Source organism: Streptomyces sp. NPDC043680 (genome assembly GCF_056436685.1).
The window spans coordinates 22528-43116 of sequence record NZ_JBWKCE010000017.1; the positions used below are offsets into that span (position 1 = coordinate 22528).

Annotated in this window: 23 protein-coding genes and 3 pseudogenes; 15 read left to right on the forward strand and 11 right to left on the reverse strand. The window is 69.6% G+C overall.

Going from position 1 to position 20589, the window contains the following annotated elements; genetic code table 11:
• The first annotated feature begins 1201 nt into the window (after positions 1-1201).
• Positions 1202-2434 carry an FAD-dependent oxidoreductase gene (locus tag AC0666_RS26755; RefSeq protein WP_478708428.1) on the forward strand — a complete coding sequence of 411 codons (1233 nt, stop codon included), beginning with the start codon at positions 1202-1204 and terminating at the stop codon, positions 2432-2434.
• A 1322-nt stretch (positions 2435-3756) separates the two neighbouring features.
• Here the strand turns inward: AC0666_RS26755 and AC0666_RS26760 are convergent.
• Complete coding sequence (locus tag AC0666_RS26760) at positions 3757-3978, reverse strand: hypothetical protein (protein ID WP_478708429.1); 222 nt, start codon at positions 3976-3978, stop codon at positions 3757-3759.
• A 378-nt stretch (positions 3979-4356) separates the two neighbouring features.
• Here AC0666_RS26760 and AC0666_RS26765 point away from each other — a divergent pair, with 378 nt between their 5' ends.
• The 5 genes from AC0666_RS26765 (at position 4357) to AC0666_RS26785 (ending at position 8969) form a co-directional block, all read left to right on the forward strand.
• Positions 4357-4764: a DUF3662 domain-containing protein gene (locus tag AC0666_RS26765; protein ID WP_478708430.1), complete on the forward strand. Its 408-nt coding sequence runs from the start codon at positions 4357-4359 to the stop codon at positions 4762-4764.
• An 862-nt stretch (positions 4765-5626) separates the two neighbouring features.
• A complete protein-coding gene (locus AC0666_RS26770) occupies positions 5627-6259 on the forward strand; it encodes a TMEM175 family protein (protein WP_468964187.1) in 633 nt (210 codons plus the stop codon).
• Positions 6260-6374: 115 nt separating this feature from the next.
• Entirely contained in the window at positions 6375-7790 is a 1416-nt protein-coding gene (locus AC0666_RS26775; protein WP_468964189.1) for an alpha/beta hydrolase family protein, read from the forward strand.
• Between the two features lie 585 nt (positions 7791-8375).
• On the forward strand, positions 8376-8603 hold the full coding sequence (locus AC0666_RS26780) for a hypothetical protein (protein ID WP_478708431.1): 228 nt from the start codon (positions 8376-8378) through the stop codon (positions 8601-8603).
• Positions 8604-8669: 66 nt separating this feature from the next.
• Positions 8670-8969 (forward strand): MerR family DNA-binding transcriptional regulator, encoded by a 300-nt coding sequence (locus AC0666_RS26785; RefSeq protein WP_478708472.1) that lies wholly within the window; start codon positions 8670-8672, stop codon positions 8967-8969.
• On the opposite strand, the gene AC0666_RS26790 is transcribed toward AC0666_RS26785, so the two are convergent.
• Positions 8923-9180: a WhiB family transcriptional regulator gene (locus tag AC0666_RS26790; protein ID WP_468964331.1), complete on the reverse strand. Its 258-nt coding sequence runs from the start codon at positions 9178-9180 to the stop codon at positions 8923-8925. The genes AC0666_RS26785 and AC0666_RS26790 overlap by 47 nt on opposite strands.
• A gap of 881 nt (positions 9181-10061) precedes the next feature.
• Here AC0666_RS26790 and AC0666_RS26795 point away from each other — a divergent pair.
• Both AC0666_RS26795 and AC0666_RS26800 read left to right on the forward strand, forming a co-directional pair.
• Positions 10062-10625, forward strand: a complete 564-nt coding sequence (locus AC0666_RS26795; RefSeq protein ID WP_478708432.1) for an RICIN domain-containing protein — start codon at positions 10062-10064, stop codon at positions 10623-10625.
• Positions 10626-10695: 70 nt separating this feature from the next.
• Complete coding sequence (locus AC0666_RS26800; RefSeq protein WP_468964194.1) at positions 10696-10947, forward strand: hypothetical protein; 252 nt, start codon at positions 10696-10698, stop codon at positions 10945-10947.
• Positions 10948-10994: 47 nt separating this feature from the next.
• Here the strand turns inward: AC0666_RS26800 and AC0666_RS26805 are convergent.
• Positions 10995-11099: pseudogene (locus AC0666_RS26805) on the reverse strand (prolyl aminopeptidase); the annotation flags it as partial.
• A 28-nt stretch (positions 11100-11127) separates the two neighbouring features.
• On the opposite strand from AC0666_RS26805, the gene AC0666_RS26810 reads away from it, so the two are divergent.
• Positions 11128-11343 carry a 3-oxoacyl-[acyl-carrier-protein] synthase III C-terminal domain-containing protein gene (locus tag AC0666_RS26810; RefSeq protein ID WP_478708433.1) on the forward strand — a complete coding sequence of 72 codons (216 nt, stop codon included), beginning with the start codon at positions 11128-11130 and terminating at the stop codon, positions 11341-11343.
• Positions 11344-11471: 128 nt separating this feature from the next.
• Here the strand turns inward: AC0666_RS26810 and AC0666_RS26815 are convergent.
• Positions 11472-11780 (reverse strand): annotated as a pseudogene (locus tag AC0666_RS26815) (DUF6233 domain-containing protein); the annotation flags it as partial.
• Positions 11732-12226 carry a hypothetical protein gene (locus AC0666_RS26820; RefSeq protein WP_468964195.1) on the reverse strand — a complete coding sequence of 165 codons (495 nt, stop codon included), beginning with the start codon at positions 12224-12226 and terminating at the stop codon, positions 11732-11734. The pseudogene AC0666_RS26815 and the gene AC0666_RS26820, both read right to left, overlap by 49 nt.
• A gap of 510 nt (positions 12227-12736) precedes the next feature.
• On the opposite strand from AC0666_RS26820, the gene AC0666_RS26825 reads away from it, so the two are divergent.
• Complete coding sequence (locus AC0666_RS26825) at positions 12737-12928, forward strand: antitoxin (protein WP_468587330.1); 192 nt, start codon at positions 12737-12739, stop codon at positions 12926-12928.
• Positions 12929-13140: 212 nt separating this feature from the next.
• On the opposite strand, the gene AC0666_RS26830 is transcribed toward AC0666_RS26825, so the two are convergent.
• The 3 genes from AC0666_RS26830 to AC0666_RS26840 all read right to left on the reverse strand — a co-directional run bounded on the left by AC0666_RS26830 (position 13141) and on the right by AC0666_RS26840 (position 14775).
• Entirely contained in the window at positions 13141-13386 is a 246-nt protein-coding gene (locus AC0666_RS26830) for a hypothetical protein (RefSeq protein WP_478708434.1), read from the reverse strand.
• Positions 13387-13733: 347 nt separating this feature from the next.
• Entirely contained in the window at positions 13734-14018 is a 285-nt protein-coding gene (locus tag AC0666_RS26835; protein ID WP_468587334.1) for a hypothetical protein, read from the reverse strand.
• Positions 14019-14145: 127 nt separating this feature from the next.
• The gene (locus tag AC0666_RS26840; RefSeq protein WP_478708435.1) at positions 14146-14775 is read right to left on the reverse strand and encodes a hypothetical protein; all 630 of its coding nucleotides are present in this window, start codon (positions 14773-14775) and stop codon (positions 14146-14148) included.
• A gap of 206 nt (positions 14776-14981) precedes the next feature.
• On the opposite strand from AC0666_RS26840, the gene AC0666_RS26845 reads away from it, so the two are divergent.
• Both AC0666_RS26845 and AC0666_RS26850 read left to right on the forward strand, forming a co-directional pair.
• Positions 14982-15284, forward strand: a complete 303-nt coding sequence (locus tag AC0666_RS26845) for a hypothetical protein (protein WP_478708476.1) — start codon at positions 14982-14984, stop codon at positions 15282-15284.
• Positions 15275-15409: pseudogene (locus AC0666_RS26850) on the forward strand (ABC transporter permease); the annotation flags it as partial. The gene AC0666_RS26845 and the pseudogene AC0666_RS26850, both read left to right, overlap by 10 nt.
• 232 nt (positions 15410-15641) lie before the next feature.
• Here the strand turns inward: AC0666_RS26850 and AC0666_RS26855 are convergent.
• Complete coding sequence (locus AC0666_RS26855; protein ID WP_478708436.1) at positions 15642-16430, reverse strand: alpha/beta fold hydrolase; 789 nt, start codon at positions 16428-16430, stop codon at positions 15642-15644.
• A 31-nt stretch (positions 16431-16461) separates the two neighbouring features.
• Entirely contained in the window at positions 16462-17082 is a 621-nt protein-coding gene (locus AC0666_RS26860; protein ID WP_478708437.1) for a TetR/AcrR family transcriptional regulator, read from the reverse strand.
• A gap of 122 nt (positions 17083-17204) precedes the next feature.
• Here AC0666_RS26860 and AC0666_RS26865 point away from each other — a divergent pair, with 122 nt between their 5' ends.
• Together AC0666_RS26865 and AC0666_RS26870 are read left to right on the forward strand one after the other, a co-directional pair.
• Positions 17205-17876, forward strand: coding sequence for a DUF998 domain-containing protein (locus AC0666_RS26865; protein ID WP_468964205.1), 672 nt, complete (start codon positions 17205-17207; stop codon positions 17874-17876).
• Positions 17877-17955: 79 nt separating this feature from the next.
• A complete protein-coding gene (locus AC0666_RS26870; protein ID WP_478708438.1) occupies positions 17956-18168 on the forward strand; it encodes a DUF4287 domain-containing protein in 213 nt (70 codons plus the stop codon).
• A 232-nt stretch (positions 18169-18400) separates the two neighbouring features.
• Here AC0666_RS26870 and AC0666_RS26875 read toward each other — a convergent pair whose 3' ends face one another.
• Positions 18401-18577 (reverse strand): hypothetical protein, encoded by a 177-nt coding sequence (locus tag AC0666_RS26875; RefSeq protein ID WP_468964209.1) that lies wholly within the window; start codon positions 18575-18577, stop codon positions 18401-18403.
• Between the two features lie 113 nt (positions 18578-18690).
• On the opposite strand from AC0666_RS26875, the gene AC0666_RS26880 reads away from it, so the two are divergent.
• Positions 18691-20214: a hypothetical protein gene (locus AC0666_RS26880; RefSeq protein ID WP_478708439.1), complete on the forward strand. Its 1524-nt coding sequence runs from the start codon at positions 18691-18693 to the stop codon at positions 20212-20214.
• Positions 20215-20589 lie beyond the last annotated feature (375 nt).

The window sequence follows — 20589 nt, forward strand, 5'->3', positions numbered from 1 at the left end:
GGCGGGTTCGTCGAAAGACACGCCGCGTTCGGGTCACGGTCCTGGGCCGATTGCGGGCGGCCACGCCACGCTGTGCGTCTCCGGTCGTGGGGCACGGCGTCGACAGGCCCGCGTACGCCTGCCTGCCTGACTGCGGGCCGGTCCCCAGGAGGAGGTCACGTGATCGGCAGACTGGCGTCATCGCTGGTGGGAAAGCGGGTGCTGGCCTTGGTCGACGGTGAGTACTACTCCGATGTGGTCCGGGAAACGCTGCGCACGTTGCCCTGCCAGGTGGCGGGTGCCTTGCTCGTCGGCGGGAACGAGAAGCTGCGGGGGACACCGGACTTCGGAGTCCCGCTGCTCACCGGCAGCATCGCGGACGCCGTGTCCGCCTGCGGTGCCGATCTCGTCCTCGACCTGTCCGACGAGCCGGTGCGGAGGCCCCGAGCGGATGGCGTACGCGGCACACGCGATGGCCTGCGGGATCCCCTACGTGGGAGCGGACTTCTGCTTCGAACCCCCGCGGCCGGCACCGTTCGCCCTCCTGTCCATCGGCATCGCGGGCACGGGCAAGAGGATCGGCAGGACCGCCGTAACCGGCGCTGTCCCGCTCCGGCCGGCACGCCGCCTCCGACTACATCGAGGACGCGGTACTCGCCCAAGTTTGTCGTTGTGGGTGTGCAGCGACGTGGTCAGCGGCGGGGCGAGCGGCTTCGGTTTCCGCCAGCTGATCGTGGAGGCCACGGCCGAGGACGGCACGCCCTACGAGCTGCACGACCGCATGAACAAGGCGGGCACCAGCGGTTCTTACGAGAAGGCGACGGTTACGCTGCCCGACGCCTTCTACAGTTCTTCTCCGCAGAAGGTGAACATCAGCTTTCGACCGTCCGGTGGTCATTCCCGGCGGGATCTTCCGGCCCATCGGGGGCTGTACCCCCGGCCAGGCAGGGCGGCACGGTCCGCGTACGACCTCGGTAGACCTGTGGCCACCAGGGTGGCCGGCCCCGTGCCGCTCGTCGGGGCTCTCCGGCGGCCCCGGGCCCCCAGCCCCGTACCGTCTGCTCGCCCCCGCGCCTCCGTGCGTCCTTCGGCGCGATCCCGTGCGGCGGTACGGGGTACGGGGGTGCGGGTCCGGGGGCATCGGCGCCGTTGCCGTCCCCGCCGCCGCGGGTGCGGTATACGTCCTGGGGGCATCCCGATGCCGGCGAAGGGAGTGGTTGCCGTGGAGCGAACGGCCTGCTGTGTGGTGGGAGGAGGGCCCGCCGGGATGGTACTGGCCCTGCTGCTGGCCCGGGCCGGGATCGAGGTGACCGTACTGGAGAAGCACGGCGACTTCCTGCGCGACTTCCGCGGCGACACCGTGCACCCGTCCACCCTGTCGCTGCTGGACGACATCGGCCTCGCCGGACGGTTCGCCCGACTGCCGCAGCGCCGGGTGACCTCGGTTCAGCTGCCCATCGGGCAGGACGGCTCCCTCGTCACGGTCGGCAACATCGGGGCGCTGCACGGAAAGTACAACTACATCGCGATGGTGCCGCAGTGGGACCTGCTCGACCTGCTCGCTGACGAAGCACGCCGGGAGCCAGGCTTCCACCTGCGTATGAACACCGAGGCGACGTCCTTCCTGATCGAGCGCGGAAGGGTCACGGGCGTGCGCTACCGCACCGCGGACGGCGCCACCGGCGAGCTCAGGGCCTCGCTGACCGTGGCCTGCGACGGACGTGGTTCGCTGGCCAGGGCGCTGCCCGAACTCGGGCTGGAACACTTCCCCTGCCCCATGGACGCCTGGTGGTTCCGGCTGCCGCGCCGCAAGGACGACCCCGCCGGACTCGTGGGAGGCCTCGGGAACGGGCTGCTCATCGCGCTCATCGACCGCGGCGACTACTGGCAGTGCGCGACGCTGATTCCCAAGGGATCCGATGCAGTGCTCCGCGCCGAGGGCCTGGAACGATTCAGGGCCCGGTTCACGGAGGCCGTTCCTTGGCTGGCCGACCGGGCCGATGCCGTCGCCTCCTGGGACGAGGTCAAGCTGCTCGACGTACGCCTGGACCGGCTGCGCCGCTGGCACCGCCCGGGGCTGTTGTGCATCGGTGACGCAGCCCACGCCATGTCACCGGTCTTCGGGATCGGCATCAACCTCGCCGTCCAGGACGCGGTCGCCGCCGCCCGCCACCTCGTGGGGCCGTTGGGACAGGGCGCCGTGGGGTTGCGGGACGTACGCCGCGTGCAGCGCCGCCGCCTGCCCACGACCGTGGCGACCCAGGGCCTCCAACGCCTGGCCCACACCCAGGTCATCGGGCCGCTGCTGTCTGGCCGGGTCGCCTTCGGCCATCCCCGGCGGGTCGAAAGGCTGACCGGACTCATCACCGACTCGCCGTGGCTGAACCGGCTACCGGCCTACTTCCTCGCCTACGGGACCCTGCGCGAACGGCCCCCGAAGGCATCACTGCGCTGAACGGGGCACGCCGCCGCGGGGCGCGCGGCCCGTTCTTGCTCGGCTCCTCGTCCGCTGGCCTTCCGGTCGTCAGGGATGGACTGGAGGCCGGTCGCCGGGCCGCCAGGGGGTGGGCACCGCCTCCAGGGTCGCCTGTAGGCGATTGCAGTGCGCGCAGTCGTGGAGCAGTCACAGGCCGGTGATCCGGCAGCCGTCGGCCCCTACCGGATTTGCGGTTCGCGGCTCCGTGCGGGCGGCATGGGGCAGGTTCACCTCGGCGAGTCGCGGAGCGGTCGGCGGGGGGCGGTGAAGGTCGTGCGGTGTGGCGGCCCGGCGACCGGGCGCATGCCGTTCGGGAAGGACCCGCCGTTTGCCTCTCCGCCCCCGCTGCTCTGCAGCGGTACGCCGCATACCTCGCCGGTCGGGGACGCGGTCATGGATGCGGTTCCTGACCAGGCGGCCGTCCAGCGGGAACCGGCCCGCCCGTCGAGGTGCGGTACGCGACGGGACACTCACACATCCGCAGGCCGCGGCGGAGGCAGTAGAGCGGACCGTTCGGCGACCGTGCGGCATCGACCCTCGGTGTTCCTGGCCGCCCAGGCCGCTGCCTGGCACATGGGCGACGGCGGGCGGATCACCAGTAGCGGGTCGTGCCTCAACCGGCGTGTCCCGGCTCGGACTTCGTCCTCCAGGCGATGGCCAAGTCAGCCCTCGTCGGGCCGACCGAGGGTCTTGCCCGGGTGCTCGGTCCGCTCGGTCACCGCCCCCATCGTGGACCCGCGGCCGCCCGCGCCCGTGCAGCTTCGACGACCGGCTCGCCGGTGGTGCTCTGACGCGGGAGGCAGCCCCTGCGGAGGAGAGGAGGGGTTGATCACCTGGGACGTGAACGTCGATTCCACCGTCTGCCGGACCCACCAGCACGCCGCCGGAGCGGCGAAAGGGGGACCTCCAGAAGGAGCCGCTCGGGGTGCCCCGGCTCTGCCTGCGTAGCCGCTCAAGCGCCGGGACCGGGTGCGGGCCGCCAAAGGTACGACTCCCGCAGCAACCGCTCCTACCCGCGCAGACGCGGGATCAAGGCCACGATCCCGGCCCCGGCGGACCCTGTGCGCATCCGGCTTGGCCGTGGTTCGCGCGGCGGCCGGCTGCCGAAGTTCGACAGAGACGACTACAAGCAGTGGCACGCGGTCGGGTGCGGGAACAACCGCCTCAAGCGCCACCGAGCCGTCGCCACCAGGCGGTGCCGGCTCCTGGGCGCCGATCGATGCGGCGATAGACCGATGGGATCAACACGGACCGCGCCATGTAGAGCCGCCGCCCGCGCACCGGTCTGCGGCGGATGGGCCTCAGGCCGGAGCCGGCCTGGGAGAGTCTGCAGGTAGGGCGAGGGGTGAGCTCAGTCGGAAGCGCATTTCCCGGGCGGCCTGGCGTACCTCGTCGGAGCGGGCCTCGCCGTTGAGGGCGCCCAGGAGCATCATGATGGCGCGGGTCTCGTCCGCGGTGAGCAGCTTCAGGCGGGTGTCGGTCAAGGTGTCCAGGAGCCCGCCGAGGAAATCTCTTTCGTCCATATCGTGCCCGAACAACGCGGCGCCTCCGCCACCGGTCACCGGCCCTGCGCACACCCTGACTCGCCCATCGCCTCACCCCTTCCTGCCCGGGCCGGCCGGTCCGACCCTTCGCTTCCGACGCTGCGAGCCTGGTCTGACAAACCGGCTCCAGCCGGGGGCTGCCCGCCGCCCAGATCTTGCCCCGCCGACCCACGCCGCTGACCGGGCGCTGCTCCGCTTTTCCGACGCGGATCTGTGGGAGCAGGCGCAGGTGAGCCGTACGTTCCGCGGGTCACCGTCACCTGAGGCCCGCCACCGGCCCACCCTGAGCAGGCATACCCCGAGTACGTACCTGCCTCCCGGGGGCGTGACGTCGCGGAACCCGGGCAGGTGCGGTTCATGGGCACACTGAAGGGCTGGGAGCGGGCGATAGAGCGGGTCGAGCAGGCACTGGCGGAGAAGCTGTTCGGCGGTGATGCGGTGGAGGCGGATGTGATCGAGGCGCTGCTCCGAACGTGCGACGAGCAGGCCGTCGTGTGCAGCTCCCACCGCACCGTGGTGCCGAACGTGTACACCGTCGAGCTGCCTCCGCCCGTGTACGCCGAGATCGGCCCGCACCTCACCGTCGTGGGGCAGGAGCTGACCGACCGGTTGGAACGCCACGGCGAGCACCAGGGCTACGAATGGGCCGGGCCGCTCACCGTGCGGCTCGCCGAGGTCGAACATGTCCCCAACGGCCGCTACCAGATACGCTGCGCCCCCATGGCACACATCACGTCCGCGCCGCTGAGCGCTCCGGACGCGTAGCCCGTCGGCCCTGCCGCGAATGAGCCCCGTACCGCCCGACGGCGACCTTAGGCTCCCCCCGGCTCGCCCGTCGCATCGCGGATGCTGGGCGTGAGCCATACCACCCGCGTCGTCTGCCTGGTCTCGCAAGCAGGGGGCGATCAGCAACGCGTCCTCACTTGTGATGCATCAGACGAATGGCAGTGGTACTGCCTTGGCCCCTCATTTCCGGTCAGTCGCACCTCGGCTGGCGTCGTCAAGAGGGAGGGCAGTTGGTGTGTGCGGTGGTGGTTGTGCTGGGGTGTTGCCAGGTTGTGTGAGACCGCTTTCGCGGCAGCTGATACCGCCGCCCGCAGTTTCACTGGTCGGCGACACTGATGGCCGTTAGCCCGGTCTGGTGGACCGGTGGGGTTCCAGCGAGGTCGCGACACCGGGAACCTCAAGGAGCAGTTGCTCGTGCCCGGGAGTGATCGCGATGATCCGGTCGCCGCGGATACGCGTCTCGCCGACACCTAGCCAGACCCGAGATGGCCCGGCGCTCACCAGAGGACCCCACCCCCGGTGCGGCCTCTGCGCCTGAGCAACTGACGTACCCACTTCTCCAGCACCGAGGCTTCGAGCCTCGCAGCCGGCTCTGTCAGCGCAGCCGTGAGAGCCGGCTGCCGCTCGAAGGCGGTCGCGGCCTGCGGCGTGATCCTGCCGTGCGCGATGGTCATGGCGGCTTGGACGACCCCGGCCTGGCACCGGGCGGGTCCGCTGACGGGCATCCCCGCACAGCCAAGGGCTACAACACCAAGATTCCGAGACGGCCGACCCGGTCGAACTTCGCGTCACGCACGTCGATATCGGGAGATTCCGGGACGCTCAACCCTATGGTGGCGAGGTGAACGGCTACCAGCGAATGCGGGAAGACGAGGGGAGCGCGACCCGGGTCCTCGCGCTGTCGGACGGCGTCTTCGCCATCGCGATGACCTTGCTGGCGCTGGACATCAAACTGCCCGCCGGGCTGGACACGGCCGCTTTCAAAGAGGCTCTGGGCGAGGCGGGACCAAACCTGTGGGCGTACGCCCTCAGCTTCGTCGTCATCGCAGCGTTCTGGCAGGGCCACCATCAGGTCTTCCGGTACGTGCGGGAGGTGGACGGAACAGTCATCAAGCTCGGGCTGTTGAACCTGGGGCTGATCGCCCTGATGCCCTTCCCCACCACCCTGCTGGCCGAGTACGGGGACCAGCCGCAGTCGGTGGCGGTCTACTCCGGCGCCGCCGCGGCCATCGGGGCCGCACAGCTCGTGCTGACGGTCGTGCTGTGGAAGCGCCCGTGGCTGAGCAGCAAGGCGATGCCCGATCCCGTGGCGCGCAACGACGTGCTCGACCTGGCGTCGATGGTCCTGGTCTTCGCCGTCGCCGTGCCGCTCGCCTTCGTCTCCCCGACGGGCGCGCAGCTGTGGTGGGTGGTGCTGGTCCCGGTGAAGGTGGTGCTGGGCCTGCGGGGCAAGCGTCTGCGCGCGGCAACCTAGCGGTGCCGCGGCTCGGGCGGTTGGGGCATCCAGGCACCGCATGAAGGGCTATTCGGGGGAACAGCGGGTGTCGCGCACAAGAAGGCCGCAGGTGCGGCTCCTACGTTCGGCTGCCATGACGTACGTACCGAGCGACCCCGCCTCCGGCCCCACCCGTCGCACCACGCTCGCCGGGCTCGTCGGCGGGGCCGGGGCCGTGCTGGCCGCCGGGTGCACGCGGTCGGGGGCTTCGCCTGCGAATGCCCCCGCCCGCGCTCCCTCGGGGTCGGCCTCCGTCCCGGCGGGCGGACCCACGCCCGGAGTGATGACCCTCTTCAAGGACCCGGCCTTCAACTTCAACGGGCTCTTGGCGCTCGGCGGGGCCGGATTCGGCGCCGCCGAGGTGGGCGAGGTGCTCACCGCCGTGAACGCAATCAACAAGGCCGGCCTCTCGGCCCAGACGTACACCGAGACCTTCAGGAAACTCGGCGATCAGCTCATGGGGCCGCCCCAGGGCCGCGCGCCTGACCAGGAGACCACGCGCTTCCGTGCCCTGCGGGCCGCGCAGTACTACGGCCAGGCGCTGTTCTTCGTCCTGGGGTCCGAAGACCCGGGCAGCGAGGAGCGGCTGTACAAGGCCGGGCGCGGCGCCTGGGACAAGTTCTGCGGACTGGGCGACCCGGCGCCGGTGACGGGGAAGGTCCCGTACGGGAAGACGCCGCTGCCGGTGTGGTTCTTCCGGCCGGACACCTCGGGCGAGCGGCGCCCCACCGTGATCCTCACGAACGGCAGCGACGGGCAGGACGTCGACATGTGGACCTACGGCGTCTCGGCCGCTCTGGCGCGTGGCTGGAACGCCCTGGTGTACGACGGGCCGGGCCAGGGGCAGCTGCTCTTCGTCGACCGCGTGGTCTTCACACCGCGTTGGGAGACCGTCGTGACGCCGCTCGTCGACTGGCTGGTAGCCCGGCCGGACGTGGACACGGACAGGATCGCCTTGACCGGGCTGAGCATGGGCGGAAACCTGGCGCCCCGGGCCGCGGCATTCGAGAACAGGATCGCCGCTCTGGTGGCGATGCCCGGCTGCTTGTCGCCATGGCTCGGCTTTCCTCCGGAGCTCCGGAAGATCGTCACCCCGGACAAGGGGGAGACGAACACCATCTGGAACAAGGAGGTCGTCCCCGAGCTGCCCCCGGACGTGGCCGCGACGATCAAGAAGCGCATCGAGCCCTTCTCCGTGCCGGCGATGCTCGACGCTCGCAAGGGCAAGATGTTCACCGACTTCTGGACCCCCGCCAAACTCATCGAATCGATGGACATCACGAACATCGTCGGCCGCATCAAGGTGCCCACGCTGGTCCTCGACTACGACTACGAGCAGTTCTATCCCGGTCAGCCGCGTCAGATGTTCGACAAGCTGACGGCTCCCCACAAGGACTTCCTGAAGCTCACCACGGCCACCGGCGCGCAGCTGCACTGCTCCCCGATGGCTCCGCAGCAGCACTGCGATGTCGTCTTCGACTGGCTGCAGGAGCAGCTCCCCGGCAGCTGACGCAGGCGACTCCGGGCCGACAGCTGACGTAGGCGCCGGGCCGACAGTCATCGACCGTCGGCCCGCCGCTGTGCTGTCGCGCCCGAGTCCTTGCCGCTGCCGGTGTCGGCCACCGCTGACGCCGCATCCACCCACTGCTGGGCCGGCCCGGCCCGGAGCCACCGCGGACGACTTCCGCCTCGCCCTGGCGACGACGGCCCGCCGCGTGCGCACGGCCACCAGTGCCGACCTCCAACCCGAGCCCGCCCCCGTGTGACCTCGCCACTCACTCCGGTAATGAAGTCCAGGCACTTCGCCGTTTCGAGCGCACTGAGGGGCGTCTCCTTTCGTTTCGCCCTCCAGAGCCCGTAGTCGTGGATCCGCACATCTGCGTACCGCACACCAGCAGCCAGGGCGTCCAGCACTCCGACCACCAGGTTCACCCTCAGATGGACTTGGCCCCCGCGGTAGGCCGGGGGGACTGCATGGGCGTCCCGCCGGCCCCTGTAACACGACACGCCGCGGGCGGCCTGACCCTGTGGAACTGCTCCTCGACTACCGATGGCTCCTGACCCGAGACACCCTGACGCCTTCTGATGCGCCGCAGTGTTCCTGGAGGAGTGCGTTCTCCTGCGCCCGCTCCCCGCGCGGAACGAGGCCTACGGCTACGGCGTCGCCATCGCCTACCTGTGGAGGCATCCGGGAAGCTCTTCGACCCCTCGTACGAACCCTGGCGACCTGATCACCGATATCCGCGCCCTGCGCCTGGACTTGTACGAGATCGCCGACCGGCTGCGTTCGCTGCGGACCACCACCCCCCCGGCGAGGACCTGATCCGTCTGGACATCGAAGCGGACCAGACGCACAAGACGGTCCTGGACGCGCTGGCCGCGCGGACCGCTGGCGCCGGGGCGCGGCGGTGAGCACGGGCCTGGGCAGTGGGCAGTCACCGAGGCGGCGGGGGTGAACGTCCAGACGGTGCGCTACCACGAGCGGCGCGGCCTGCCGGCCGAGCCGGAACGCAGCAACGGCGGTCACCGCGTGTACGGCGATCCTGCCGCCCACGCCGCAGGTCACCGCGAGGGCGGCCAGCATCCCGGCGTGGCACGGCATACGGACGCGAGTCCTCTAGCAGGACGGAAGGTTGGTGAGATCAGGCGTCCAGCCGGGCTCGGGCCGCTCGCGTCTTCCGACGCTTGACTGCGCGCCGCTCGTCCTCGGTCAGGCCGCCGCACACGCCCATCTCCAAGCCACCTTCAAGGGCCCACTTCAAGCAGTCCTCCAGAACCGGGCAACGGCGGCATACTGCCTTGGCCTTCTCGATTTGGAGCAAAGCCGGGCCACCGGTACCAACGGGGAAGAACAGGTCCGGGTCTTCCCGTCGGCAGGCAGCCTTGTGACGCCAGTCCATCGTCGTGCCTCCATTCGCGTCGCCGGATGTTCCTCCGCCCGCCTGACCGGTATCGCCAGCGATATGCAGCAGTGTCGGCAATCCCCACCGATCGTGCGAACCCGGCAGAGCGCGACCTCTGTTTAGCCCAGGCGTTTGGGGTAGGCGAGGCGCATGTTCAGGCATCGACGCATTCGTACGGCAGTTGTACTTGTGATCAGCTGGGCGGCGTTGACAGGCGTCGAGCGTTGGAGTGAGCACGCACCCTGGCGGACGGCGCTACTCAACGGGTTGGTGTGGGGATTCGTGGTCACCGGCGCCTGGTGGTTTTCCGAATGGACGCAGCTCGGGCACCCCCGGGTGACACCGTCAGAGGACCAAAGACCAGCAGGTCAGGAACTGAATACCTGATGTAGGAAATCATCACCCCACCCCGTTCGGTAACCGGGGCGTCGGCGCGTGCGGAGCAGCGAGTGCGCCACATCGGCCAGACCTTGTCGCCGGATGAGGACGACACCCACGCGAACGGCGGCTCCAGGCTCAGATTGCAAGGACCGGCTTTGCCCGGGTGTTGGATTCGCATAGGCCCAGCTTCACGAGCGACGGCTCAGCCTCACCGTCGACCGCGATCTCTTCGCCGTGGCCCCTTGGCACCGGCCGGTCGAGCCCTCCCGTTCGACCCACTGCGTGAGGGCTGCCAGGCCCCGTCGGAACGCCTGCTGCGCCTTGCTCGGTCTTCACCCCGGGCTTGGCACCGCGGGCGGGAGACAGTGCTTCAAGCGGCTTGACGCCCAGCGTGGACAGCCGCTCCTGCTGATCGGTGACAGCTGCGCCCAGGGCCCGGCTGCTTCTGCCGCTGAAGCCCCTTGCCCAGGTCGTCGCCCTCGAACAGCACGCCGGGCTTGATCTCGGGCAGCACCCCGCCGGCCTCGGTTCCGCGAGGTCGGCGAGGACCCGGTAGTGCCGCTGCCAGTCCTGCGGCCGGCTCCTTCGACCTCATCAACAAGAAGGACGGCTCGCGCCTCGCCCTGCTGGACAACAACACCGCGGCCGAGGGTGCCTTCGCCAACAGCTTGCGGGACCCGAACTGGAAGTACAGCACGGAGGAGTGGACGTCACAGGTCGTCAGCGGCCGACTGCCCGACGGCACGCACAACCGCATCCTCAGGAACGTGGCGGCGAACAAATGCCTCCAGCCCCTGACCAATTCACCCACGCGCGGGATGCGAGTCGTCGTGAAGACCTGCAACGGGTCCGAGATCCAGAAGTGGAACCTCCAGCCCGAGACGGTCTCCGACACGAATTCGCCCTGGCAGATCTGGCGTCCCGTCGTCGACAAGAGCCTCGCGCTGACGATCGACTCGTATGGGAACGGCAGTTGGAATACGCTCTACCTCGACACCTCGTACCCGTCCTCCGACAGGCTCTGGGCCCTCGGGCCGAACGACCAGCCCTGGCGTTACTGACGCTCCGCAGGCCGCCTTCCGTCCGGTCGAACACGACATCACTCCGGGACCAGCCAAACCGAGGTGCTTCATGCGCACGCAACGTTTCCTTGCCGTCGCACTGGTATCGGCTTCTCTCGCCGGGATGAGCATGATGGGCGCTTCATCAGCTCAAGCCGCCACCGGCATTGACTGCATCAAGGGCGGCGGCAAAGTAGCAATCAAGGTCACCAAGTTCCATCACAGCATTCCGGTCTGTTACGGCGGGACACACGATGGGGAACAAGTATTCATCCCCTATCACCAGCACACGATTCCCGTGCTCATCAATGTGGACCACTAACGAGCTCGTGCATGGTTGGCGGTGAGACGTCGGGTCCGCGATCGTTGATCACGGTTGCCGCAGACCTCCCAGTAGACGAGATTGCCGTCGCCGACGTCGAGCATCCCCTTCTCGTACGGCTCGACCGGCGGGTACAGCTCGCGCTCGCCCATCTTCCAGACCTTCTGGACACTGCATGCAGTGAACACGTTCTCCGAACGCCTCGGCGTCCGTCCCGGCACAGTCGTGCCCACCTTTCCCCGCACGGGCAACGTGGCCGCCGCCACCCTGCCCCTGCAACTCGCCTTCGCCCACGAGGAAGGCCGCCTCCACCCCGGCACGAAGATCGCCTTGTTCGGTCCGGCCAGCGGCGCCAGTGGCGCCGTGATGCTGATCGACTGGACAGCCTCAGGGTAGAGTCTGCATGACCCCTGCCTTCGCGACCATGCCCCCAACGACCCGGTGCACGCAGCCCGCTGCCGCGTACCCACGCCACCCCGCCGACCCGCCGGTACTCCGCGGGGGGCGCTGAGCCGGCAGCGGATGCAGGACAGCACGCCCTCGGCCAGTAGTCGCCGTATCTGCTCGGGGTCGGCGAAAGCGCAGCGGTGGCCGGTGTCCCAGCAGTCCCCGGTGTGCACGCGGGCCGGAAGCCGACCGCCTCCGATCCCGCGCTCGACCAGCCACGCGGGCGGCTCCTTCGGCCGCCGTCTGGACGCGGCGAGGGCCTCGCGTTCCTCAGCCGTGGCGAGGCACCGCCGCAAGAGCCAGCCGGGACTGTCGCGTGAGCCACGCAGCGAATGGGTCAGCCGGCCGGTTGCAGCGAAGCCGGAGCGGGAGAGGCATGGACGCACGCGATGCCGGCCGGGGTGGTGGAGATACGCATGCGGCGCAGCAGGTCACGTGGGGTGTGCAGGGTCTGATTGCTGCGCCAGGTCGTGCCCGCGTGGCGGGAGCGCAGCTGTGACAGTGCGCGGGTGGGCAGTCCGCTGGAGAGGAAGCGTTCGTCGATGTCGACGCCGGTGATCACACCCTCACCGCAGGCGGTGCAGAGCCGGTAGTGGATCTGACCGACGACCATGCGGAGGTGGACCAGGAGCAGGCACTCCTGCCCGGGGCCGGGATCGTTGGGAATGCGGGTGGAGAGGAACTCGATGCCGCGGTACGTGAGGATCCTGCGCCGCAGCCGTCTGCCGAATCCCTCCCGGCGCCCGTGCCGCGCTCCGTGCGGCGACTCGGGGTCGGGGCCGGGGTCGGAGCGGAAGAGGGCGCTCGTGGGGCGTGCGTGTTCTCCGGACATGGACCGCGTGTGCCCAGGCGGCTGGTCCTGACGCACCCGCGGCAGGACGCCCCCGGCGACCCGGCGCGGGGGAGCGTCGCCGCGTCCTCGTCTTGGAGATGGCCACTGGATCCTGGCCGATGCTCTGCCCGCCCTGGTCTGGCGGTCAGCGGCCGTCGGCTGGGTCGGGTCCAGCCCTGTTTCCGGCGCACTGATGAATCGTTTATCCATATCGTCGCGCACGACCGCTTCCCCCTTGCGGTGACGGCGACGCCCCGGCCCCCACCGTGCGCACCTCTTCACTGAAAAGACGCCACCCTGACTCCCTGCAGCGACCGCGGGGGACCGGACTCGTGGATCGAGCGCGCCCTTATGGAGCATGGCGAGGATCATGAGCCGGCTACGAGCAAGGGGCTCCTTGCCGCGCACCTCGCACATCGGGTGATGAGCGTCCAGCGGGGCTGGGTAGGCGTGGGTCTCGCGGGTAGGTGCGCCGTGGTACGACGCACGCGCTATTCGTGGGAGGTACTCATGGGCAAGCTGGGAGACATGGCTGACAAGGCCAAGGAGATGGCCAAGGGCCACCCCGACCAGGCCGACAAGGGTGTTGCGAGCGCCGAGCGGCTGATCGATGAGCGTACAGGTGACAAGTACGACGCTCAGACCGACAAGGCCGCCGACGCGGTCCGTCGTTCCTACGGCAGCGATACGCCGGAGCGCTGACCCATACTCCACGCACCCTGGCCCCCGGCACTGCTTGCCGGGGGCCAGGTGGTGCCCGCGCTTCCGGCCGGCGAACTCCGGCCCCGCCGCGGGGCGAGCCGTCGGCCCATGCCGGCGCTGTGCCATGGCATCCCCGCACTGACCCCGCCGGCCCGCGACGAGGGGCACGCGGCGACGACGCTCCATGTGGGCACAGCAGGGCTGCCGCGCTCCTACGAGCGCAGCTCCCAGGCGGGGCGGGGTTTGCCGCTTGTGAGGCGGGAGCAGCAGGGTTTCTCCACGAGTACGTACAGCAGCCAAGAGGCGAGCAGCGCCAGTAGGAAGCACACGCAGACGGTGCCCACCGTTCCCCGAGGCGCGTTCTGCGGGAAGGCGGCCAGCACGGGCCAGTGGACGAGGTAGAAGGCGCAGGAGATCTCGCCGAGTAGGACGAGAGCCGGAGTGCGCAGCAGCGTCATGGTTCCCCGTGTGTCCAGTGATGCCGCGCTCCAGACGAGCATCAGAGCGCCTCGCGGACCGAGGCGACGACCCGCTCGTCGGCCCGCCCCGTGGGACTGAAGGCGCGGTGCCGGTGGTCGAGAAGGCCCCGCAGGTCCTGCTTGCGGTAACCCAGGCGCATGCGTTGCACTGTGGTGCGCGAAACGCGGCCGAAGCCGAGCAGGGTCAGTTCCTCGGCTTCGGCTCGCTCCCGCTCGGCCGGCGTGTGCTGCTCGGGGTCGCATTGCTCCCGTACAGCTCCTTCGCTGCCGGTCCCGCCGGCAAGGCCGCATTCGACTTCTCTCACCCGGGGTCGGCGAACAGGTACTCAGGTGCCGACAGCGGTGACGCCGAACATCAGCGTTCGACGGCTGACGTCGTAGTGCACGGTCGGCGTACTGCGCAGGAGATCCTGGAGGACGTCGGCGTCATCGGCGTCGACGGTGAGCACCTCCTCCCAGGCGCCTTCGTCGAGTACGAGTTGCACGGTGAACGTGCCTGGGGCAGCGGGTTCACCGGCTACCCAGCTGAACTGGTAGTGGCTGAGTTGGCGCACCTTGATGCTGTCGTCCGTGACGGGTTGCGTCACCTTCGTCGTGGCAGCTCTGGGCACAGCGTCTCTCCTTGCGTGAACGTGAATGATCTCGGGTGCGGACAGCGGACCGGGCGTCCACCAGCCAGCAGGAATGCAACGGTCCGGGGCAAGCCGAAGGCCCAGGCCGACGCTTGTGCCGAAGAGCTCAGCAGCGGCCCGTCACCGCGCTGTGATGGCGGGCACTGCGTACGGCAGCCACACCCCTCCCGCCTGCCATTGCCAGGGGAGAGGCGGCCCGACGCAGCAACCCTGCCTGCTGCTGCTCAGGGCGCTGCTGCTCTCCGTGCAGGACGTTGAGTACCAGCATCCCGGCCGTCAGAGCCGGTACGACCCACTGCAGCATCGCGAGGTGGCGCTGCGCCTGCTCAACTTCCACCGGGTTTGCTTCGGCCGCCGTTTGATCCTCGGAGTTCGGGGACGAGGCGAGTTCCACCTTCTTGCCGAGCACACGGCTGTAGGCCGTGGCGGCCAGCGCGGCTCCGGTAAGGACGGTTTTGGTGACGGTGGAGGCGCCGACGCCGCTCTGGTAGGCCACTCGGGCGCTGTTGGCGCCCAGAAGTCCGGCCCCGCCGACCAGGTGAGTGCCGATCGCAGCCGCGTTCACCGGAGTCCAGGCAGCCCAGCCGGCACTGGCAATACGCGAGGCGAGAACAGAATCCTTCACCGCGTTGCCCGTCGCCTTGTTCAGGGCGACCGCTCCCATCAGGGAGCCGCCGAACCAAGCCGCCAAGCCGATGTCATGCAGACTGCGCATGACGGTGTTGCGTTCGGACATCTGACTCCTTCCAGACACATGTCCCCGCACTCGCAGGGCACCCAGCCAGCTTCGGGGCGACCCGCGTCATCGGCCACAGGAGGCAAGCACATGGACGAACCTCCCCCCGCCAGGAGCGGGTCCCGTCCCGTGTACCACGGGTTCGACAACGAGAGCGTCGGCGGCCAGGACGGCCCTCACCGACCAGCTCCGACACCTCCTGGCGGATGACCGCCGGCATCGTTCCGGACCACCTGCGGCCGCTGGTGTCAGTCCTGACCGACGCCGCCAACCCCTACCCGGTCCTCGCCTGGGTCCGATGCAGTCCTTCAGTGCGCCTTCTGGCTCAGCTCGTCCGCCAGCCGGGCAGCCTCACCCACGAAGCCCTCGACGCTTTCCCGCAGAACGCGCCCACGTCATACGTCCGAGGGGTGCTGGTGACGGCAGGGATCCTCGCCAGGCGAGACGAGAACCGGGCCCGCCTCGAACGCTGGGTCACGCACACCGTGGCCAAGCTGCCAGCGCCATGACCTACGGCGCCGTCGGCGTCATCTTCGGATCCCTTCTGCGCCGCGAAGTCGAAGGCATGTTCGCCATCGGGATGACCGGCGTCGTCGACACCACCCTGCAAAACCCCACCCGCAGCTCCGGCGCCCAGCGCGTGCACGGTTACTTTCCGCGCGCCGTTCGGGCGACACGGGATGGATGACGATCTCCGTCTGGTCGGGCATGTCTCCAGCCTGCGCCCGCCCGGCCGGCTCGCGGGCACCTGGAGCCTGCCGTCCGGATGGCCTGATGGCTCGCCTGGTGGGGTCTCAGGACACGGCCCGGTGCCCAGAGCCTGTCGAGGCGGCTGCCGGCGAAGGCTGCGGTGGCTCGGTCCTATCTCAGAGGAACCGTTTGAGCGCCTCCAGCAGGATGTCGGGTTGTTCCAGATGGAGGTCGTGTCCAGCCCCGGGAACGCTCACGGCCACCGTTTCGGGTCGCTGCTGGAGCATCCTGCCGCATTCCTCCGGAGCGATGATGCCGGATTGGCCGAGCACGGCCAGTGTCGGGCAGGTGATGCTTGCCCACTCGTCCCAGTAGGAACGCTGGGCGTTCTCGGCCAGGGAGTCGACCATCACGTCGCGGTCAAAGCGCGGCCACCATGCGCCGTCACGTTCCTCCAGTCCGGCGGCCCAGCCCTCGCCGACCGGGCCGCCGCCGAGGAACGCCGCGGCGGCCTCTCTCGTCGGGAACGGGGCCGGCCACGAGTCGAGCCAGCTGCCGATCTCGGCGGGAAGCTGCGGACTCGGCCCGCCGGGTGCGGCCTCGACCAGGACGAGCGCGCGGACGAGGTCGGGATGCGCGGCGGCGGTGAGCATGGCGGTGTGGCCGCCGAGCGACTGGCCGATCAGGACGGGCTGCCGGAGGTCCAGTTGATCGAGGACCGCGACGACGTCGGCGACGTATGCGGCGCGCGAGCGGTCATGGGGGTGCCGCTCGCTGGCACAGTGGCCGCGCTGGTCGACTGCGACGACACGGCGATGGGGGCTCAGGTTTCGGGCGATCGCGTCCCATTCGCCCGCGTGGCCGGCCAGTCCGTGCAGCAGGACGACGGGTGGCTCCACTCCGCCCCAGTCGCGACAGGAGATGCGTATGCCGTCGCGCACAACGGTGCGCTCGGACCAGGGCATGTGGCCCCCCTCAAGGGTGTGTCGGCAGCGGTCAGCGGTAGGCGGCGAGGAAGGCCCGGACGCCAGCGGTGGCGTAGTGGTCGAGCTCGGCCTCGGTGTGCTGGGGGCTGCCGTGGAACATGGCTTTGTTCACGGGGATCCACAGCAACAGGCCGGAGAAGTGGTTGGCGGCCAGGAGCGGTTCGTCGCAGAGGAGCAGCCCGTGGTCGGCGAGGCGCTGAAAGGTGGTCGCCAGGGTGGCCAGGACCCGTTCGAAGCCCTGCTTGTACCAGTTGGCACCCAGTTCAGGGAAGGCGTCCGCGTTGGCGATGACCAGGCGCCGCAGCTGAAGGACCTGGGGCTGGGTGAGTGCGGCCAGGAACTGGCGGGCGAGATGGGTCAGGTTCTCTTCCAGGGCGTCGGCGTCGGCCGGGAGGTGGGACACCAGGTCGACCATGGTGTCGATCCGGTCGGTGGTGGCCAGGACGATCTCGGCGAACAGCTTCTCCTTGTCGGAGAAGTGCTTGTAGACGGTCTGCTTGGACACCGCGGCCAGCTTCGCGATGTCGTCCATGCTGGTTCCGGAGTAGCCCTTGCTCATGAAAGCACTGGTCGCGGCCTCCATGATCGCCTGGCGTTTGAGCGCTGACCGGCCGTGCTCGCTTGCTTCCATGCCGCCTCCCAAGTTCAGTACTGGACAGTCCAGTTCCCGCGTGAGTACTGTACCGTCCAGCTCGAAGCAGTACCACACCGTCCAGTTCCGATATTGGCTCTCTCCGCCGAGGAAGACATCACATGACCCAGACCATCAGTGCCCGGATCACCGTGTCCGCCCCGGCACGGCCGGCGACGCGGGCCCTGCTGGCCGGCGCCGCCGTGGCGGGCCCGCTGTTCCTGGGCGCGGGCCTGATTCAGGGACTCACCCGCGACGGCTTCGACTTCACCCGCAACGCCCTCAGCCAGCTGAGCCTCGGCGACCTCGGATGGATCCAGGTCACCGCCTTCCTGCTCACGGGCGTCCTGGTCATCGCCGGCGCGGTCGGGATGCGCCAGACGCTGCGCGAGACACCCGGCGGCACCTGGGCGCCGCGGCTGACCGGCGTGTTCGGCGCCTCGTTCCTGCTCGCCGGCGCCTTCGCCGCCGACCCGGGTGCCGGATTCCCCGCCGGTGCCCCCGAGGCCCGCGCCGCCTCCCTGAGCACGCACGGCGCCATCCACATGTTCAGCGGCATGGTGGGCTACCTGGCGCTGTGCGCCGCATTCCTCGTGCTGGCCCGCCACTTCGCCGCCCAGAACCGACGCGGGTGGGCCGTCGCCTCCCGCATCGCGCCGGTGGGCATCCTCGCCGGGTTCGTCGGCTCGTCCGCCACCGTCCTGGCGTTCACCGCCGGAGCCGGGCTCGGCCTCCTCTGGCTCACCGTGGTCACCACCCGGCTGATGCCCGCGGCGCCCACGGCGCGGCGGTAGCCACCTCCTCCCTTGCCCGCTCCTCCCGGCAAGGCGACAATCCAAGATCACTAAGTGCGAACCGAAGGGAATCGGAAGCATGACCGAACCAGTGAAGGGCCCCGCCAGCTACTTCCCCTCGATCGAGAAGAAGTACGGCCGCCCGATCGCCGAGTGGAAGGACCTGATCCGCTCCTCACCCCTGACCAAACACATGGAGCTTGTCTCCTGGCTCAAGACCGAGCGCGGCCTGGGCCACGGCCACGCCAACGCACTCGTCGCGCACACCCTCGCCGAACACGGCGGAAAGTGAACCGCGCCTGACACCGAACAGGGGAAACCATGGCCTCGTGCGTGATCAACCGCGGGAGGCCGCGGTGCTTGTCCGGTCCCCGGTCGACCGGGTACGGGGCACGGCAGCCGACACCCAGGGTCGAGCCGCGTGCTCATATCCAGGCGGAAGGTGCCGTACGGGCTGACGTTCGACCCGAACAGGTCTCTGGGTGCTCCTTGTCCAGGCCGGTCAGGGCACTGGCTGTGTCGGTTCAGTAGCGAGTGCGTTTGTTGCTCAAGAGCGAGAACACTCCGTGGGCACGGAAGACGATGAAGCCGAGTTTCAGCAACGCCCGGTTGCCTGACTTGCCCGGGATGTCGTGTGTTTCCCCGGCGGGGGTGGACGCGGAGCCTGGCGGTGTGCCGGGTACGGCCAGCGTGCGCATCATGAGCAGGCCCCTCGCCACGTGGTCCGAAGCCCTGCGGACGGAGCCGCCGGTAGGCGACGCCGCATTCGTAGTCGGGCGGCCCGGTTCAGGAGGCGAGGTGGCAGGATGACACGGTGTTCGACTCTCTGCGTGAACCGTGGCTGCGCGGCATCGCCTTCAATCCGGCGGCGCCCTCCGAGGTACTGGTACGCCTGTTGGATCGAGCGGCTGGTGAGGTCGGCCTGCTGATGTGCGAGGATCGTGACCTGCCTGACGCCGTCATCGACGCTGCCCTGCGCCATCCGGACTACGTCATCCGCCGCGCGCTCGCCCGTAACCGGTACGTCGACCCGGCGCGGCTCGCCCCCTTGGCGACGGACCCGTCGGGGATCCTCCGGGGGTGGCTCGCCCGCGGCCCCCGTCACTACCCCCGATGGGTCCGACCGCTGCCGGACGACATTCTCGTCACCCTCCTGACCGCCCAGGACGGGGGCGAGGACGGCAAGGTCACCGAGAACGAGATCATCGCGGAGCTCGATTCGTCCCGGCAGATCCCGCTGTTCTTCTTCCGCTCCATCGTCGGCCACGAGCAGCCCGAACTCCGGATACGGGCCACTTGGAGGTGGCACTCCCTCACCCCGGCGCAGCGGGCGGCGCTGCTCGACGATCCGGACCCCGCCGTCCGTGAAGCGGCGCAGGACAGGAACTGGTCGCTGGACCCGGAACGGGTGGAGGCCATGCTGCCGTCCTTCGGTTCGCGCAACGGATTCGTGTTCGCCACGTGTGCTCTGTCCCCTGCGCTCGTCGAGCAGTGCTTCGCGGACGGCACGGTGCACCTCTTGACCCGGAACCAGCACACCCCGGCCTACGCCCTCGCCAGGCTCGCCCGCCACCCCGACGCGGAGGTCCGCGCGTCGGTTGCCGCCCGGCCCGACGTAGGACCGGACCTGTTGGCGGAGTTGAGGGAGGACCCGGACGAGGACGTGCGGATGTGCGCGCACCTCCACCCCTTCTCCCGAACCTGGGCGGAGTACTGGGCGATCGATCAGGTCCTCGGGCACGGTCCTGACTGCACCTGTCCTTTCGGCGAGCCGTTCACCAGGTCGCATATTGAGCCGGACGTCGGGCCGTCACCCGACTGGTTCGCCGCCTGTGCGGTGTCCGAGGAACCGGTGCTCCGCCGGGTTGCGGCAAGTTGGCCCGGCCTGCCGGCGGAACTCGCCGCGACGCTTGCGCAGGACGACGACGAGGAGGTGAGGATCCGGCTGGCCTGCCACCACCCGCTGGCTCCGCCGCACCTCCTTCTGGACGTCTTCGTCACCCGCCCGGCCCACCGTCCGCACCTGCTGGCCCTGCCCGCGTTCCCCCGTACCGGCCGGGCTCACCTCATCGACCACCCGGATCCCGAGGTACGCGCCCTGGCTGCAGCCGATCCCGCCCTGCCCGACCCCCCGGTGGAGGACCCCGACGCGTCGGTGCGCCGCGCAGCGGCCGCCAACCCGAGCCTGTCACCGGAAGCCCTGGAGACCCTCCTCGCCGACCCCGGCACCGCCGAGGGCGCTGCAGCCAACCCGGCCCTCCCCGTTCCGCGCATGCACGCACTGCTCGACCACTGCCTGAACGAAGCCGCCGCCCTGCCGGGGGCCGTCCACCGCTGACAGACGACGCTCCATCTCGGCTCCGTCTCTCCTGCGGCCAAGCCCGACGCCTGCCTCACGGCCCGCACCTTCTTCACTGCCTCAGCGCCGACCGGCACCGTCCTCGGCGTACGCATCAGCTCGACACAGAGAACGGCGGCAACTGGAAGTCATACCTAGTGCCGCATCAGGCAACCTTCGCCCTCTCATGACCTGTCGCCCGGTTGCTGTGGTCGTTCCTGTTCTCGTATAGCGGCGAACGGACGTGTAGCACAGGGTGATCGCCCTGATCCTCGTCCCCTAACTGGGCGCCTCGTTGAGTTGGAACCGCCAGCGCCCGGGCAGGTGCGACGGTTCGGGTTCGGGCCACATCACGGCGTCGAAAGCACCAGGTCC